15 protein-coding genes are annotated in these 15,286 nt (G+C 72.0%); 9 read left to right on the top strand and 6 right to left on the bottom strand.

The window, feature by feature from the left end:
- The first annotated feature begins 18 nt into the window (after positions 1-18).
- The 4 genes from G3576_RS19130 to G3576_RS19145 are packed head-to-tail and all read left to right on the top strand — an operon-like array spanning position 19 to position 3,795.
- On the top strand, positions 19-333 hold the full coding sequence (locus G3576_RS19130) for a (2Fe-2S)-binding protein (protein ID WP_207622912.1): 315 nt from the start codon (positions 19-21) through the stop codon (positions 331-333).
- Positions 330-1,760, top strand: a complete 1,431-nt coding sequence (locus G3576_RS19135) for an FAD/NAD(P)-dependent oxidoreductase (protein WP_164696042.1) — start codon at positions 330-332, stop codon at positions 1,758-1,760. Before G3576_RS19130 ends, G3576_RS19135 begins: the two co-directional genes overlap by 4 nt.
- Complete coding sequence (locus G3576_RS19140; protein ID WP_164696043.1) at positions 1,757-2,866, top strand: NAD(P)/FAD-dependent oxidoreductase; 1,110 nt, start codon at positions 1,757-1,759, stop codon at positions 2,864-2,866. The genes G3576_RS19135 and G3576_RS19140 overlap by 4 nt, the downstream gene beginning before the upstream one ends.
- Positions 2,863-3,795, top strand: coding sequence for a dihydrodipicolinate synthase family protein (locus G3576_RS19145; RefSeq protein WP_164696044.1), 933 nt, complete (start codon positions 2,863-2,865; stop codon positions 3,793-3,795). The genes G3576_RS19140 and G3576_RS19145 overlap by 4 nt, the downstream gene beginning before the upstream one ends.
- Here G3576_RS19145 and G3576_RS19150 read toward each other — a convergent pair.
- The 5 genes from G3576_RS19150 to G3576_RS19170 all read right to left on the bottom strand — a co-directional run bounded on the left by G3576_RS19150 (position 3,758) and on the right by G3576_RS19170 (position 7,716).
- Complete coding sequence (locus G3576_RS19150) at positions 3,758-4,468, bottom strand: amino acid ABC transporter permease (RefSeq protein WP_164696045.1); 711 nt, start codon at positions 4,466-4,468, stop codon at positions 3,758-3,760. The two genes, G3576_RS19145 and G3576_RS19150, sit on opposite strands and share 38 nt — an antisense overlap.
- Complete coding sequence (locus G3576_RS19155; RefSeq protein WP_164696046.1) at positions 4,468-5,136, bottom strand: amino acid ABC transporter permease; 669 nt, start codon at positions 5,134-5,136, stop codon at positions 4,468-4,470. Before G3576_RS19155 ends, G3576_RS19150 begins: the two co-directional genes overlap by 1 nt.
- A 138-nt stretch (positions 5,137-5,274) precedes the next feature.
- The gene (locus G3576_RS19160; protein ID WP_164696047.1) at positions 5,275-6,084 is read right to left on the bottom strand and encodes a transporter substrate-binding domain-containing protein; all 810 of its coding nucleotides are present in this window, start codon (positions 6,082-6,084) and stop codon (positions 5,275-5,277) included.
- A gap of 83 nt (positions 6,085-6,167) precedes the next feature.
- Complete coding sequence (locus tag G3576_RS19165; protein ID WP_164696048.1) at positions 6,168-7,316, bottom strand: MFS transporter; 1,149 nt, start codon at positions 7,314-7,316, stop codon at positions 6,168-6,170.
- 13 nt (positions 7,317-7,329) lie between these two features.
- Positions 7,330-7,716, bottom strand: a complete 387-nt coding sequence (locus G3576_RS19170) for a VOC family protein (RefSeq protein ID WP_164696049.1) — start codon at positions 7,714-7,716, stop codon at positions 7,330-7,332.
- 87 nt (positions 7,717-7,803) lie between these two features.
- Here G3576_RS19170 and G3576_RS19175 point away from each other — a divergent pair, with 87 nt between their 5' ends.
- From G3576_RS19175 to G3576_RS19195, 5 genes are all read left to right on the top strand, one after another.
- Positions 7,804-8,430: a TetR/AcrR family transcriptional regulator gene (locus G3576_RS19175; protein ID WP_164696050.1), complete on the top strand. Its 627-nt coding sequence runs from the start codon at positions 7,804-7,806 to the stop codon at positions 8,428-8,430.
- Between the two features lie 75 nt (positions 8,431-8,505).
- Positions 8,506-9,603: an efflux RND transporter periplasmic adaptor subunit gene (locus G3576_RS19180; RefSeq protein WP_164696051.1), complete on the top strand. Its 1,098-nt coding sequence runs from the start codon at positions 8,506-8,508 to the stop codon at positions 9,601-9,603.
- Between the two features lie 11 nt (positions 9,604-9,614).
- Positions 9,615-12,710: an efflux RND transporter permease subunit gene (locus G3576_RS19185; RefSeq protein WP_164696052.1), complete on the top strand. Its 3,096-nt coding sequence runs from the start codon at positions 9,615-9,617 to the stop codon at positions 12,708-12,710.
- A gap of 39 nt (positions 12,711-12,749) precedes the next feature.
- Positions 12,750-13,838 (top strand): FAD-dependent oxidoreductase, encoded by a 1,089-nt coding sequence (locus G3576_RS19190; RefSeq protein WP_164696053.1) that lies wholly within the window; start codon positions 12,750-12,752, stop codon positions 13,836-13,838.
- Positions 13,835-14,530, top strand: a complete 696-nt coding sequence (locus tag G3576_RS19195) for a TVP38/TMEM64 family protein (protein WP_164696054.1) — start codon at positions 13,835-13,837, stop codon at positions 14,528-14,530. The genes G3576_RS19190 and G3576_RS19195 overlap by 4 nt, the downstream gene beginning before the upstream one ends.
- On the opposite strand, the gene G3576_RS19200 is transcribed toward G3576_RS19195, so the two are convergent.
- On the bottom strand, positions 14,527-15,252 hold the full coding sequence (locus tag G3576_RS19200; RefSeq protein WP_164696055.1) for an aspartate/glutamate racemase family protein: 726 nt from the start codon (positions 15,250-15,252) through the stop codon (positions 14,527-14,529). The two genes, G3576_RS19195 and G3576_RS19200, sit on opposite strands and share 4 nt — an antisense overlap.
- Positions 15,253-15,286 lie beyond the last annotated feature (34 nt).

The raw sequence follows: 15,286 nt of genomic DNA on the forward strand, positions 1-15,286 counted from the left end.
TCAAGCGAGATAGAGGGCATGGACGTGATCGCACGCCGCGATATGCTCACAAGCGTGGCAGATGATCTTCGCATCGCGGGCATGACGCGCCCCGCACCCGTCGCCTTCACCTTCGATGGCGCGACGTTCAGCGCACCGGAAGGCGAAAGCCTCGCCGCCGCCTTGATCGCATGCGGTATACGTCGATTGGGCGATGGTCTCGATCCCGCGCGCCCGCGCGCCGCGCTCTGCATGATGGGCGTGTGCCAGCAATGCCTGTTGCGCGTCGACGGGCGGCTCGCGCAGGCCTGCCTGGTGCTGGTGCGCGCGGGCATGGTGGTAACGCCGGCATGATCGATGTCGCTGTCATTGGCGCAGGGCCCGCCGGCATGGCCGCGGCGACGGAGGCCGCACAGCGCGGCGCCTCCGTCGTTGTCTTCGACGAAAGCCCCGCGCCCGGCGGCCAGGTCTACCGCGCGCCACCCGCGGGCTATGCCATGCCCGCCGATCCCGACAGGCTGGAAGGCGATGCGCTACGCGCCGCCCTCGCCGCGAGCGGCGCCGTCGTGAAGACGGGCCATCGCGTCTGGGGTGTCGGCGGCGGGCCTCTCGTGCCGCTCGGCGAGGATGCCGCGCCGTTCCGCATCGATGCGCTGGCGCCGGATGGCAGCAACAGCGTGACGGAGGCGCGTGCGCTGGTGCTCGCCACCGGCACGCATGAACGCATCATCCCCTTCCCCGGCTGGACGCTGCCCGGCGTGCTCGGCCTGGCCGCGGCGACGATCCTGCTGAAGGCAAATGGCGTGCTGCCGGGACGACGCGTGGTGGTCGCCGGCGCGGGCCCGCTGCTCTACGCCGTCGCGGCCAAGGTGGCGAAGGCGGGCGCGACGGTCGCCGCGGTGGTGGACCTCGCTGCGACCAGCGAATGGCTGGCCGCGCTGCCCGCGCTGATGGCGCGGCCGGACCTTCTGACGCGCGGCGCCGCCTGGCGCGCGAGCCTGACGCTGAAGGGCGTGCCCATCCTGCCCGCGCATCGCATCGTCGCCGCGGAGGGTGACAAGGTGCTGCGCCGCGTCCGCGTCGCACCGCTCGGCGGCGGCGAGGAACGCGTCATCGATTGCGATGCGCTCACCATCGGCCATGGCCTGGTGCCGGCCACGGAAGCCACGCGCGCCTTCCGCGCCGCGCATCGCTACGAGGCCACGGCCGGCGGCTGGGTGCCGGTGCTGGACGAGGACCGCCGCACTTCGATCGCGCGGCTCTATGCCTGCGGCGATGGATCGGGCGTGCGCGGTGCCGCCGCCGCGCCGGCCTCCGGCCGCCTCGCCGCGCTGGCCGCGCTGCGCGACCTCGGCCTGATTGATTCAACCACGCATGCCACGGCGCGCAGCGCCCCCGCCGCCAATTTCGCCCGCGCCGCGCGCGCCGGCGGCGCCATGGCGCGGATGATGGCGCTGCGCCCGGCGCTGGTCGCCGCCATCCCTCCCGACACCATCATCTGCCGTTGCGAGGGCGTGACACGCGCACAGATCGAGGCCGCTGTCACCGATGGCGCGACGGCGATGAACCAGGTGAAGCAGTTCACGCGCTGCGGGATGGGCCCCTGCCAGGGACGGATGTGCGGGGAGGCCGCGGCGGAACTCGTCGCCGCGAAGGTCGGCGGGCGCGAGAAGGCCGGCTTCGCCACCGGCCGCGTGCCGCTGCGCCCCGTGGCGATGGACGCGCTGCTCGGCGATTTCGACTATGCCGACATCCCCGTGCCGAGGCCCGCGCCGATATGACCGCGCCCTATGATGTCGCCGTGATCGGCGCCGGCGTGATGGGCTGCAGCACCGCGCTGCACCTGGCCCGCGCCGGCATGAAAGTCGTGCTGCTCGACCGCGGCGAGATCTGCCGGGAGGCGTCGGGCGTGAATGCCGGCACGCTGACCATGCAGATGACGCGCGCCGCCCTCATCCCCTACGCGCTGCGCGCGCATGCGATGTGGATGCGCATGGGCGAATGGTGCGATGGCGGCCATGTGCAGGCCGTGGATTGCCCCGGCCTCTCCGTCGCCTTCACCGAGCATGAGGTGGCGATGCTGGAGGAGCGCGCGCATTTCCGCCGCCAGGCCGGCGCGCCCATCGAGATCGTCTCCACCGCGCGGGCGCGGGAGATCGAGCCCGGCCTCTCCGACAAGGCGCTGCTCGCCGGCCATTGCCCCATCGATGGATTCACCAGCGCCTACCTCACGGGCCGCGCCTTCCGCCCCGCGCTGCTCAATGCCGGCGTCGATCTGCGGGAGCGCTGCGCCGTACGCGGCGTGCAGCCCGGCTTCTCCATCGACACGGAAGAAGGCGAGATCCGCGCCACGCGACTCGTGCTGGCCGGCGGCGTCTGGCTGCAGGACATGGCCGCCTGGCTCGGCATCACACTGCCGATCAAGGTGCTGATCAACCAGCTCGTCGTCACGGAACGCCTGCCGCCGGTGATGCGCACGGTGCTCGGCGTCGCCTCCGGACTTCTGAGCCTGAAGCAATACGCGAACGGCACGGTGCTGATCGGCGGCGGCTGGCAGGGCATCGGGGACCGGCAGCGCGGCGGCCTCGCCGTGAAGCCGGACAGCTTCCTCGGCAATGTGCGCCTCGCCGCCCACACCATCCCCGCGCTGCGCGATGCCCGCGTCGTGCGGTCCTGGCTGGGGCTGGAGGCCGAGACGGCGGACGCCCTGCCCGCCATCGGCCCGATCCCCGGCGTGGCGGATGCCTGGATCATCGGCAGCGTCCATTCCGGCTACACCAGCGGCCCCTACATGGGGAAACTCCTGGCCCAGGCCATCTGCGGCCAGGCGCCCGAACTCCCGCTGTTCCCCATCGACCGCCTGCTGGCGAAGGACCAGGCCGCATGATTCCCGAAGGCCCGACGCGCTTCCACGGCATCTATCCCTCCACCGTCCTGCCGATGCGCGCGGATTTCTCGCCGGACTGGGACGCCTATGCGAAGCACACCGCGCATTGCACGCTGCGCGACGGCATCGCCGGCGTGCTGATGAACGGCCATGCGGGCGAGAACTTCGTCATGTCCCGCGCGGAGAAGAAGCGCGCGGTGGAGGTCACGGTCGCGACCGTCGGCGCCTCCCGCATCGTCGTCGCCGGCGTGAATGCGGAGAGCAGCCTGGAAGCGGCGGCCGAGGCGCGCGACGCCCGGGAGGCCGGCGCCGACGCCATCATGGTCTTCCTGCCCAATAGCTTCGCGCTCGCCCATTCCACCGCGCAGTCGGTCCTGCACCACCGCACCATCCGCGATGCCGTGCCCGGCATGCCGATCTGGCTCTTCCAGGCCCACCACGCCGCCGGCCGCATGGGGTTCACGCCCGCAACCCTGGACGCACTCCTCGACATCCCCGAAGTGGTGGGCATCAAGGAAGGCGGGTGGGAGGTCGATGGCTATGACGCGCTGCGCCGCCAGCTGCGCGGGAAGCGCCCCGATGTCGCGGTCTGCGCCAGCGGCGACGAACACCTCTTCGCCTGCTACGTGCATGGCTCCGACGGATCGCTGGTCTCGCTGGCGGACCTCATGCCGGATGAGATCGTGGCGCTCGACGCTGCCGTGCGCGCCGACGACCTGCCCCGCGCCCGCGCGCTGCACGAGCAGCTGGAACCGCTGGCGGAGGCGATCTATGGCGCGCCGCCCGGTGGCCGCGCCACCGCCCGCCTGAAATTCTGCCTGGTCGAGATGGGCATCATCCCCTGCCCCGCCATCCGCCCGCCCCAGCCGCCGGTGGAGGGCGAGGAAGCCGCTATGCTGCGGGCAGCGATGAAGGCTTCCGGGCTGTGAGGCGGCGCTCCGCATAGCGGCCGAGATTCGCCAGCACGAAGCTCACGCAGAAATACAGCACCAGCGCCGTGCCATAGGTCAGCAGCGCGGAGAAGCCGCGCTGCGTCAGCATCTTCGCGGCAAACGTCACCTCGATGAAGCCGATCTGGCTGACCAGCGACGTCTCCTTCACCATCGACAGGATGTGGACGATGGAGGGCGGCAGGATCACGCGCCAGCTCTGCGGCAGCACCACGCGCCACAGCGTCGTCAGCGCGCCGATATTCATCGTCAGCGCGGCCTCCCACTGCGTGCGCTTCACCGTCTCGAACCCCGCGCGGATATTCTCCGCGGCCAGCGCCGACATGCGCAGCGCGACGGCCGTGACGGCGATGACCCAGAGCGGCGCCTCCAGCTTCGCGAACTGGCTGAGGAAGAAGACCAGCAGCAGCAGCACCAGGAAGGGGATGCGGCGGAAGATTTCCACCCAGAGGATGGCCGCCGCCCGCACCGGCGCCACCGGCATCACCTGCGGCAGCCGCAGCACCGCCATGACGAAGCCGATGGCGTAGCCGATCGCGCAGCCCGCGACGGAGGCCAGCAGCGTGTTGCCCAGCGCCTCCGCCAGGAACTTCAGGTTCCACCAGGTGAAGAACCGGGGGGCCTCCATCAGGATGATGTCCCAGGCCGACATCAGAAGGCCTTCGCCTTCACGCGGAACAGCCAGCGCCCGACCAGCCATAGCAGGGTGGAGGCGATGATCGTCAGCACGACATAGATCACGGCGACGACGGAGAAGATTTCCACCGATCGGAAGCTGATCGCATTCGCGTTCAGCGCGCGGCCGGTCAGCTCCTCCACCCCGAAGATCGCGGCCATGGAGGTGCCGAGCGTCATGATGATGTAGTGGCTGGACAGCGCCGGATACAGCGCGCGGACGACATGCGGCGCGATGACGTACCAGACGGTCTGCGCGCGGCTGAAGCCCAGCGTCTCCGCCGCATCCAGCTCCGCGCGCGGCACGCTCTCGAACCCCGCGCGCTCGATCTCCGTCAGGTAGGCGCCGGCATTCAGCGTCATGCCGATCAGCACGGCGGCGACGGGGGAGAGCGTGATGCCGGCCTCGGGCAGCGCGAAGAACAGGAAGAAGATCTGCACCAACTGCGGCGTGTAGGTGAAGAAGCGGACATAGGCGATGACGGGGATGCGCGCCGCGCGCGGGCCGAAGCTCAGCACCGCGGCGCCGACGAGCCCGATCAGCAGCCCGCCCGCAAAGGCCACGGCCGCGATCCACAGCGCCGTCAGCGCGCCGAGCAGGAAGTCCGGCAGGTATTGGACGATCTGGCCGTATTGCAACGTCATGCGGAACGCCGTGCCTCAGCCACTCGCCGCCCCCCGCAAGCCTGCCGAGGCTTTGCCTCGGCAGGGCATACCATCCTTCGAGAAGAAGCAACCATCACGGGGCCCCCGCGGCAACGCGGAGCGTTGTCGTGGGGAGAATCAGAACATGGGATTGAACGGGATCGGCGTCGTCATCGGCACGCCGAAATACTTCTCCCAGGTCGTGTTCACGAAGCCCGAGCGGTGCAGTTCGAACAGAATCACGTTCAGCACGTCCCGCAGCCCGTAATTGCCCTTCTGCATACCGATGCCGACCCAGAAGCTCGCCAGCACCTGGTCCAGGATCTTCCACTGCACCGGGAAGTTCCGCATCGGGATGACGATGGATTCCGCCACATCCACCATCGCATCCGCCCGCCCCTGTGCCAGGGCGCGGAAGCAGTCGGGATAGTTGTCCAGCAGCGTGACCTGCGCCTGCGCCGCATTGGCCTGGATCCAGGGCACGCCGACCGTGCCGCGCACCTGCACCAGCCGCACCGCGCGGTTGTTGAGGTCGGCCGGCGTATTGATCGGCACCGCCGTGCCGCTCTGCTTGGTCAGCACCACCATGGACTGCGTGTGCAGCGGCACCGTGTAGTCGATGACCAGCGCGCGCTCGATGGTGCGGGTGATGGAGCCCAGCACGATGTCGATGCGGTCCGACTGCAGGAAGGGGATGCGGTCGGGGCTGCCGACCTGCACGATCTCCAGCTCCACATTCATCCGCCGCGCGATCTCCCGCGCGATATCGGCGTCGAAGCCGTCGATCTGGTTGCGCTCGTTGAACAGGCCCATCGGCGGCAGCGTCGGGTTGATGCCGGCGCGGAGCCGCCGCGTGGACAGGATCTGGTCGAGCGGCCGTGCCTGGGCGCCCAGCACGGGCAGCGCGGCGGCGCCGGCGGCAAGACCGAAGATATGGCGGCGGTTCATGCTGGATCCCTTCGCGGATGATCGGCGCTGGCGCGAAGGCTATGCCGCGCCCGCACCGACGAAAAGGCCCGCGCGGCGTATACTCAGCGCCCCAGCGCGCGCCCTGCCAGCGCGGCGAGCAGCCCTGCCGCCAGCAGGGGCAGCGCGGCCAGCGGCCAGGCGATACCGGCCAGCGCGCCGATCGCCGGCGGCGCCAGCAGCTGCGCCAGGTTGTTCCCCTGCATGACGAGCCCGACCGCCGGCGCCACCAGCGCGGGCGCCGGCACGGCCCGCGGCAGGATCGCGAAGCAGGAAGCCGGCACCAGCCCACCGACCCCGCAGGCCAGCACCGCCAGCGCCGTCGCCGCGACCGCCGAGGGCACCAGATAGACGGACGCCGCCGTGACGGACATGGCCATCGCCCCCGCCACGACCAGCCGCTCCGCCGCCACGCCCTGCGCCATCAGCGCGCCCGCGCCGATATTCCCCCCCGCATTGGCCAGCGCCGCGACGGCCGCCGCCACCCCCGCCACGCCCGTGCCGGCACCGAGGCTCTCCAGCCGTGCCGGCAGGAAGGCCGCGATGCCGAGATACATGATGTTGTAGGTGGCGAAGGCCGCCGCGACCTGCAGCGGCCGCCTGGCTGCGACCAGCGCCCGCACCTGCTGACCCATGGGCCGGAAGGCGCCGGTGGGTGCCACGGGCGCGGGCGGCACCATCCGCCAGCACGCGATGCCGGCCATCGCCAGCAAGACGGCCAGCCCGCCCCAGGCCGCCCGCCAACCGAAGCCCGCCACCACCGGCGCGCTCGCCAGTCCGATCGCGACGCCGAGCGGCATATAGGCCCCCCAGATCGCCATGGCCGTCGGCCGGTCCTTCGGCGTGGCGAGCCCCGCGATCAGCCCCGGCGCCGCGACCGTCAGCAGAAGGAAGCCGGCTCCCTCCGCCACCCGCGCCGCCAGCAGCGCGACCGGCCCCGGCGCCAGCGCGGCGCCCGTCGCGGCGACGGCGCCCAGCGCCAGGCCCGAGACCAGCGCCCGGTTCGGCCCGATCCGCGCCGCCGCCAGCCCGATCGCGAGCCCGCCCAGCGCCGCCATCAACGCGAACAACGACACCAGCAGCGCCGCGCCCGCCAGGCCGAGCCCGAATTCGGCGCCGATGGTCGTCATCGCCGCCGGCACCTTGCCGATCTGCGCGGCGCCCAGGATGCCGCCGGCCAGGATCGCCAGGATGGGCGGCCAGCGCGTGGTCATGGCGCGGCGGGCGTCAGCCCTTGCGCTCGATCAGCTCCACCTGCACGCCATCCGGCGCGCCGAAGAAGGCGATGCGGACGCCGGGCCGGGCCTCCCGCGGGCCATCCAGCAGGGGCACGCCCTTGGCGGCCAGGGCCGCGACCGCCACGTCCATGTCCTGCACCGTCAGCCCGATATGCTCGATGCCGAGGAAGGGGGGCTTGGGCGGCGCATGGGTGTCCGCCGGCACCTGTTCGATGAAGACCGGCACGCCGTGCAGGTCCAGCACCACGCGCAGCTTGCCGCCGGGCGTCATGCGGGCCTTGATGGTCGCGTCGAAGGCCGAGACATAGAAGGCGGCGGCCGCCTCCGGGTCCGGGCTGCGGAGATGGAGATGGTCGAAGCTGTAGGGGCTGCTCATGCCGGCAGTCTCGCGCGACCAGCGCGACCTGGAAAGACGGCAGCAGGAGGCTGGTAATTTTATGACTGACGATATACGTTATCCGTCATGAATACGACCGCCCAACCCCTGCGCCGCGGCGCCACGCCAGAAGAGACCCGCCGCCGGATCGAGGACACCGCCGAGGCGCTGTTCCGCTCCATGGGCTACCAAAAGACCGCGGTGGCCGACATCGCCCGCGAACTCGGCATGTCGCCGGCCAATATCTATCGCTTCTACGCCTCCAAATCCGCGATCAACGAGGCGATCGCGGCCCGCATGCTGACGGGGGTGGAGGGCGACATCTGGACCATCGCCCGTGGCCGCGAACCCGCCAGCGAACGCCTGCGCCTGCTGCTCCGCACCCTGCACCAGCGCCACATGGCCCTGTTCTTCAGCGAAAGACGGCTGCACGACATGGTGACGGCCGCGATGAGCGAGCATTGGGGCGTGGTCGAGCGCTTCATCCACAGCATCCAGACCGCCATCCGCCATGTCCTGATGGATGGCCTGGCCAGCGGCGAGTTCGGTGGGATCGAGGCCGAGAGGACGGCGGAATCCATCAAGCAGGCGACCCTGCCCTTCACCCATCCCGGGCTGATCGCGGAATGCATGGCCAACATCAAGTCGGACACCGAACTCGCCCAGGACCTGGAAGCGATGGTGGACCTGCTGCTGCGGGCGCTCCGCCCGTGACGCATGCCGACTGACGATTATTGACTTTCGTCACTTCGTAGCCATACTGGACCTGTCCCGATCGGGAGAGGTCCCATGCCCGCATTCCCCCGCCGCTCCGCCGCCCTGCTGCTCCTGCTGCCGCTTGCCGCCTGCAAGGGGGAGGCCTCCGCCACCGATTCGCCCGCGCCGCAGCCCCGCGCCGTCCAGGTCGCCGAAGTCCGGCTTTCGGGCGCGGAGGCCGTCACGGCCCATACCGGCGTCGTCCGCGCGCGGCGGGAGGTCGATGTGGGCTTCCGCACCGGCGGCCGGATCGCGACCCGCCTGGTGGAGGTCGGCCAGCTGGTCGAGGCCGGTCAGGTGCTGGCGACCCTCGACCCCGCCGACCTGGCGCTGAGCCTGCGCGCGGCGGAGGCCGACCTCGCCTCGGCGGCGGCACAGTCCCGCCAGGCCGCCAATGACGCGGCGCGCGGCCGCCAGCTGCTCGCCGCCGGCCATGTCTCCCAGGCCGTGGACGACCAGCGCCAGGCGGCGGCGCGGGCGGCGGCGGAGCGTGTGATCTCGGCCCGCGCGCAGCTGGACCTCGCGCGCAACCGCCTCTCCTACGCCACGCTCCGCGCCCCCGGCCCGGGCTTCGTGACCTCGCTGCTGGCGGAAGCCGGCCAGGTGGTGCCGGAAGGCCAGGCGGTGCTGCGCCTGGCGGACCCGGCGGAGCGTGAATTGCTGGTCCGCGTGCCCGAATCCGCCCTGCCCGGCCTGGCCGATGCCCGCGCGGAGGCCCGCTTCTGGGCCCGGCCCGACACGGCGCTGCCCGCCACGCTGCGGGAAGTGGCGCCCCAGGCCGATGCCACGCTGCGCACCTACGCCATCCGCTTCGCCCTGCCGGAGGCGCCGGACTGGGTCGCGCTCGGCATGACCGGCACGGTGCGACTCGCCGTCGCGCGGGATGCCGTCGCAACCCTGCCGCTGACCGCGCTGCATGATCGCGGCCAGGGCCCCATGGTCTGGCGCGTGCTGGACGGCGGGCGGATCGAGGCCGTGCCCGTCTCCATCCGCGCGCTGGCGGAAACCACCGCCGAGATCGCCGGCCCGCTGGCGCAGGGCGACAAGGTCGTCGCCATGGGCCCGCAGGTGCTGGACCCCGGAAGCCGCGTGCGGATCGTGCAGTCCCGCCTCGCCAGCACGCTGCGCTGAGGGCAAGGGCGATGGACCGCTTCAACCTCTCCGCCTGGGGCGTGCGCAACGGCGCGCTCACCCTCTTCGCCATCCTGCTGCTCGCCCTGGCCGGCGCCGGCGCCTACACGCGGCTTGGGCGCGCGGAGGATCCCTCCTTCACCCTGAAGCTGATGATCGTCAGCGCCAGCTGGCCCGGCGCGACGGCGGAGGAGATGCAGGCCCAGGTCGCGGACCGGATCGAGAGCCGGCTGCAGGACCTGCCCTGGCTCGACCGCGTGGAGACCTTCACCCGCCCCGGCTCTTCCGTGACCACCGTGTTGCTGCGGGACACGACACCCCCGCGGGAGGTCGCGGGCCTCTGGTACCAGGTGCGCAAGAAGGTCGGCGACATCGCCGGCAGCCTGCCCGCCGGCGTGCGCGGCCCCTTCTTCAACGATGAATACTCCGACGTCTATTCGGCCGTCCTCGCCCTGACCGGCGCCGACAATGCGGAGATGGTGCGCCAGGCCGAGCAGATCCGCCTCCGCCTGCTCCGCATCCCCGGCGTCGAGAAGGTGGCGATCCAGGGCGAGATCGACCAGCGCATCCATGTGGAGGCGAGCCACGCCCGCATGGCGACGCTCGGCATCCAGCCCTCCGCCATCATCGATGCGCTGGCGCGGCAGAACCCCGTGGCGCCGGCCGGCGTCGTCGAAACCGGCGCGCTGCGCGTGCATCTGCGCGTCGGCGGCGGGCTGGATGGGCTGGAGGCGATCCGCGCCGTGCCCGTCCCGGCCGGGGACGGCCGCACGCTCCGCCTGGGCGACATCGCGACGGTGACGCGCGGCCTGGCGGACCCGCCTTCCTCCGCGGTGTTCCATGATGGCGCGCCGGCCGTGCTGATCGCGGTCGCCAAGCAGCGCGGCTTCAACGTGCTGGCGCTGGGCGACAGCCTGCGCACGGAACTCGCCGCCATCCGCCGCGACCTCGCCGCCGGGCTCGACCTGCAGCTGATCTCCGACCAGCCGCATATCGTGCAGGAAAGCGTGGCGGAGTTCCTGACCAAGTTCGTCGTGGCTCTCGGCGTCGTGCTGCTCGTCTCCTTCCTCTCGCTGGGCTTCCGCGCGGGCATCATCGTGGCGCTCTCCGTGCCCCTCACCCTCGCCGCCGTCTTCATCCTGATGGCCTATTGGGGGACGGAGCTGGAGCGCATCTCGCTCGGCGCGCTGATCCTGGCGCTCGGCCTGCTGGTGGATGACGCGATCATCGCGATCGAGGCGATGGTGGTGAAGCTGGAGGAAGGCTGGGACCGCGCCAAGGCCGCCGCCTTCGCCTGGGGCAGCACGGCGGGGCCGATGCTGTCCGGCACCCTCGTCACCATGGCCGGCTTCATCCCGGTGGGCTTCGCGGCCTCCACCTCCGGCGAATATGCCGGCGGCATCTTCTGGGTGGTGGGTGCGGCGCTGCTGGCCAGCTGGCTGGTCGCGGTCTGGTTCACCCCCTGGCTCGGCGTGAAGCTGCTGCCGGTGCCGAAGCGCCACGTCTCCCACGACCACCAGTATGAGGGCCGCTTCTACAAGCTGCTCCGCCGCCTGGTCGGCTGGTGCGTGGACCGCCGCTACGTCGTGATGCTGGCGACCGTCGCCGTGCTGGGCGCGGGCTTCGTCGGCATGGGCATGACGAAGAAGCAGTTCTTCCCCACCTCCGCGCGGCTCGAGCTGCTGGTGGACGTCAACCTCCGCCAGGGCGCGGGGTATGAGGCGACGCGCCAGGCCGTGATGCGTATCGCGGCCCAGGTGGCGAATGACCAGGATGCGGTGATGCACACGGAATATGTCGGCGCCGGCGCGCCGCGCTTCTTCCTGGCGCTGAACCCCGACCTGCCCAACGAGGCCTTCGGCAAGCTGGTGATCCAGGCGCGGGACGTGCCGGCCCGCGAAAGGCTCCGCGACAAGCTGATCGCCTATGTCGACAGCGGCGCGGTGCCGGAAGCGCGCGTGCGCGTCTCCCGCCTCGATTTCGGCCCGCCCGTCGGCTTCCCCGTGCAGTTCCGCGTCATGGGCGGCACGCCCGTGCAGCTGCGCGAACAGGCGGAACGCGTGATGGAGGCGCTGCGCCAGGTGCCGGGCACGCGCGACGTGCAGCTGGCCTGGGGCGAGCGCGCGCCGTCCCTCCGCCTGGTGCTGGACGAGGATCGCGTGGCGCAGCTCGGCCTCTCCCCCCAGGCCGTCGCACAATCCATGCAGTCCCTGCTGTCGGGCGTCACCGCCACGCAGCTCCGCGAAGGCGCGCGCCTCGTGGACGTGGTGCTGCGCGCGCCGGCGGAAGAGCGCCTCTCGCTCGACCATCTCGGCGACCTCACCCTCGTCACCGCGGCCGGGCCCGTGCCGCTGTCCCAGGTGGCGCGGCTGGAGCCGGTGATGGAGGAGCCGATCCTCTGGCGCCGCAACCGCGAAGGCTTCCTGACCGTGCGCGCCGACATCGCGCCCGGCCTGCAGGCGCCGGACGTGACGGCGGCCGCGCTGCCCGCCATGCAGGCGCTGTCCGCGACGCTCCCCGTCGGCATGCGGATCGAGGCCGGCGGCGCGGCGGAGGAATCCTCCAAGGCCAATGCCAGCCTCTTCGCCCTCTTCCCCTTCATGGTCGGCGCCATGCTGCTGATCCTGATGGTGCAGCTGCGCCATTTCGGCCGCGTGGCGCTGGTGGTGGCGACGGCCCCGCTCGGCATCCCCGGTGCCGCCGCGGCGCTGATCCTGATGGACCAGCCCTTCGGCTTCGTGGCGCTGCTCGGCGTCATCGCGCTGGCCGGGATGGTGATGCGCAACACGCTGATCCTGGTGGACCAGGTGCAGCAGGATGTCGCCGCGGGGATGGATCTGCGGGAAGCCATCATCGAAAGCAGCGTCCGCCGCGCACGGCCCGTGGTGCTGACGGCGCTGGCCGCCGTGCTGGCCTTCGTGCCGCTGACGCTCTCCGTCTTCTGGGGGCCGATGGCGGTCGCGATGATCGGCGGCCTCACGCTGGCGACGCTGGCGACGCTGCTGGTCGTGCCGGCGATGAACGGGCTCGCCCTGCCGCGTCGCCGGGGCGGGCGCAAGGTCACGAAGCCGCTGCCGGTGCCGCCCGCCCTGGTGCCGGCGGAGTAGCCGGCTGCTATCATCGCGCCCCACCATGAAAGGGGCGCGATGCAACGGCACCTGCTGCTGGTCGGCGGCGGCCATGCGCATGTCGAGGTGCTGCGGCAATTCGCCGCGAAACCGCTGCCGGGCTGGCGCCTCACGCTGCTGACGCGGGAAGCGATGTCCCCCTATTCCGGCATGCTGCCCGGCGTCATCGCCGGGCTCTACCGGGAGGAGCAGGCGCTGATCGACGTGCGGGCCCTCGCCGCCCGCGCCGGTGCCGAGGCCGTGATCGACCGCGCCACCGGCATCGACCTTGTCGCCAAGCGGGTCCATCGCGCGGGCGGCGAATCGCGCCCCTTCGACCTTCTCTCACTGGACACCGGCGCGACGCCCGACACCGCCCGCGTACCCGGCGCCGCCCAGCATGCGCTGCCGCTGAAACCCATCGACGCGCTGCTGCCGCGGCTGCGCGCGACGCTGGACGCCGCGCCGGCGCGGATCGGCGTGGTCGGCGCCGGTGCCGCGGGCGTCGAGGTCGCGCTGGCGCTCCGCGCGCGCCTGCCCGCCTCCAGCGTGACGCTGGTGGCAGGAGTCGCCGGCGTGCTGGCCGGCTTTCCCGACAAGGCCCGCGCCCGCGTCGCCGCCGCCCTGGCCGCGCGCCACGTCGAGATCCACCAGGGCGAGGATGTCGCGGAGGTGGTGGCCGAGGGCCTCGTCTTCCCGCGCGGCGCGCCGCTGGCCCTCGATGCCGTGCTCTGGGCCACCGGCGCCGCGGCACCTGCCTGGCTGGCGGAAACGGGGCTGGAGCGCGACCGCGCGGGGTTCCTCCGCATCGACGAACGGCTTCGCTGCATCGGGCGCACCGACATCTTCGCCGCCGGCGATTGCACGAGCTTCGACCCGCAGCCCCTGCCCAAGGCTGGCGTCTATGCGGTGCGGCAGGGCCCCGTGCTGGCGGGCAATCTGCGCGCGGCGGCGGAGGGTCGCGCCCTTCGCCCCTATCGCCCGCAGGAGGATTGGCTGGTGCTACTCTCCCTCGGCGACCGCCGCGCCATCGGCACGCGCAATGGCATCGTCATGGGCGGCCGCGCCGCCTGGTGGCTGAAGGATTGGATCGACCGTCGCTTCATGGCGCGATACCAGGGGCCATGATGCGATCGAGGAAGCTGTGGATCGGCCTGGCCGTGGTCGGGGCGCTGGTGGCGCTGCGCTTCACTGGCCTTGGCGAGTTGCTGTCATTGGACACCCTGGCCCGCCACCGCGCGGCGCTGACCGGCTTCGTCGCCGCGAACTGGCTGCTGGCCGCCGGCGCCTTCGTGCTGACCTATGCCGCCGCCGTCGCGCTCTCCGTCCCCGGCGCGGTGATCCTGACGCTGTCAGGCGGATTCCTCTTCGGCGCGGTGGCCGGCACGGCGCTGACGGTGGTGGCGGCGACCATCGGCGCGACGCTGGTCTTCCTGCTGGCGCGACGCATCTTCGGCGCCGATGCGCTGGATCGCCTCGGCCCCGTCGCGCAGAGGCTGGCGGCCGGGCTGCGGCGCGATGCGGGCCCCTACCTGCTGGTGCTGCGGCTGGTGCCGCTCTTCCCCTTCTTCCTGGTCAATCTGGTGCCGGCTTTCGCGGGCGTGAGGCTGCCGGTCTTCGTGCTGACGACGCTCATCGGCATCCTGCCTGCTACAGCGGTGTTCAGCCTGGCCGGGGCTGGGCTCGGTTCCGTCCTGGATGCCGGCGGCACGCTGGAGATCCGCAGCATCCTGACGCCGCAGATCATCGGCGCGCTCTGCGGCCTGGCGGCGCTGTCGCTGGCCGCCATCCCGCTGAAGCGCCGCTTCGCGAAGGATTAGCCGAGGCGCTTCGCCAGCGGCTCCGAGAGGCCGATGGTCTCGACCGGCGCGTGTACCGTGCCCACACCGATGGGCGTGTGGCCCAGCGCGGCGAAGGCGGCGCGGATGCCCGTCTCCACCGAGCACAGCACCGGCACGGGCACCAGCGGCGCGAGTCGCGCGGCCAGTCCCGCGAGGCCTGCGCCCCCCAGCACCACCGCCTCCGCCCCATCCAGCGTCACGCAGTCGCGGCAGGTTTGCGCGAGCGAGGCGATGGCGCTGTCCGGATCCCGCGCGATGTCGCCGCCCGTCGGCAGGATGCTGCGCACGCCCGACAGCCGGTCGGCATAGCCGCGGCGCTGGTGAAATTCCTCCAGCATCGGCTTCCACGCCGCGCCGCCGCTGACGACGCCGAAGCGCCGCGCGATCCGGCAGGCGGCCTCCGCCGTGGCATCGGCCAACCCCAGCACCGGCACCGAGGCCAGTTCCCGCAGCGCATCCAGCGCCGGGTCGCCATAGCAGGCGATCAGCACCGCATCGGCATCCCTGCCATGCTCCGCGAAGGCGTCGATCGTCGCGTGTTCGGCGACCGCCGCCGTCGCGCGGCTCGCGATGTAGCGCGCGCCGAAGCGCCCCGTGGCGCCGGCCACGGTGACGCCCGGCGGTGCCAGGCCCTGCGCGATGGCAACCAGCCGGTCCGTGATGGCCTGGGTCGTGTTGGCGTTGATCAGCAGCAGCTTCATGGGGGCATTCCATCCCCCATCGCGCCGCGAAAAG

It is taken from the genome of Falsiroseomonas algicola, from assembly GCF_011040385.1.
Lineage (GTDB): Bacteria > Pseudomonadota > Alphaproteobacteria > Acetobacterales > Acetobacteraceae > Falsiroseomonas > Falsiroseomonas algicola.

Coding starts and splice junctions, on each gene's coding strand:
- G3576_RS19130 (WP_207622912.1), top strand. CDS start 19: ATGGACGTGATCGCACGCCGCGATATGCTCACAAGCGTGGCAGATGAT.
- G3576_RS19135 (WP_164696042.1), top strand. CDS start 330: ATGATCGATGTCGCTGTCATTGGCGCAGGGCCCGCCGGCATGGCCGCG.
- G3576_RS19140 (WP_164696043.1), top strand. CDS start 1,757: ATGACCGCGCCCTATGATGTCGCCGTGATCGGCGCCGGCGTGATGGGC.
- G3576_RS19145 (WP_164696044.1), top strand. CDS start 2,863: ATGATTCCCGAAGGCCCGACGCGCTTCCACGGCATCTATCCCTCCACC.
- G3576_RS19150 (WP_164696045.1), bottom strand. CDS start 4,468: ATGTCGGCCTGGGACATCATCCTGATGGAGGCCCCCCGGTTCTTCACC.
- G3576_RS19155 (WP_164696046.1), bottom strand. CDS start 5,136: ATGACGTTGCAATACGGCCAGATCGTCCAATACCTGCCGGACTTCCTG.
- G3576_RS19160 (WP_164696047.1), bottom strand. CDS start 6,084: ATGAACCGCCGCCATATCTTCGGTCTTGCCGCCGGCGCCGCCGCGCTG.
- G3576_RS19165 (WP_164696048.1), bottom strand. CDS start 7,316: ATGACCACGCGCTGGCCGCCCATCCTGGCGATCCTGGCCGGCGGCATC.
- G3576_RS19170 (WP_164696049.1), bottom strand. CDS start 7,716: ATGAGCAGCCCCTACAGCTTCGACCATCTCCATCTCCGCAGCCCGGAC.
- G3576_RS19175 (WP_164696050.1), top strand. CDS start 7,804: ATGAATACGACCGCCCAACCCCTGCGCCGCGGCGCCACGCCAGAAGAG.
- G3576_RS19180 (WP_164696051.1), top strand. CDS start 8,506: ATGCCCGCATTCCCCCGCCGCTCCGCCGCCCTGCTGCTCCTGCTGCCG.
- G3576_RS19185 (WP_164696052.1), top strand. CDS start 9,615: ATGGACCGCTTCAACCTCTCCGCCTGGGGCGTGCGCAACGGCGCGCTC.
- G3576_RS19190 (WP_164696053.1), top strand. CDS start 12,750: ATGCAACGGCACCTGCTGCTGGTCGGCGGCGGCCATGCGCATGTCGAG.
- G3576_RS19195 (WP_164696054.1), top strand. CDS start 13,835: ATGATGCGATCGAGGAAGCTGTGGATCGGCCTGGCCGTGGTCGGGGCG.
- G3576_RS19200 (WP_164696055.1), bottom strand. CDS start 15,252: ATGAAGCTGCTGCTGATCAACGCCAACACGACCCAGGCCATCACGGAC.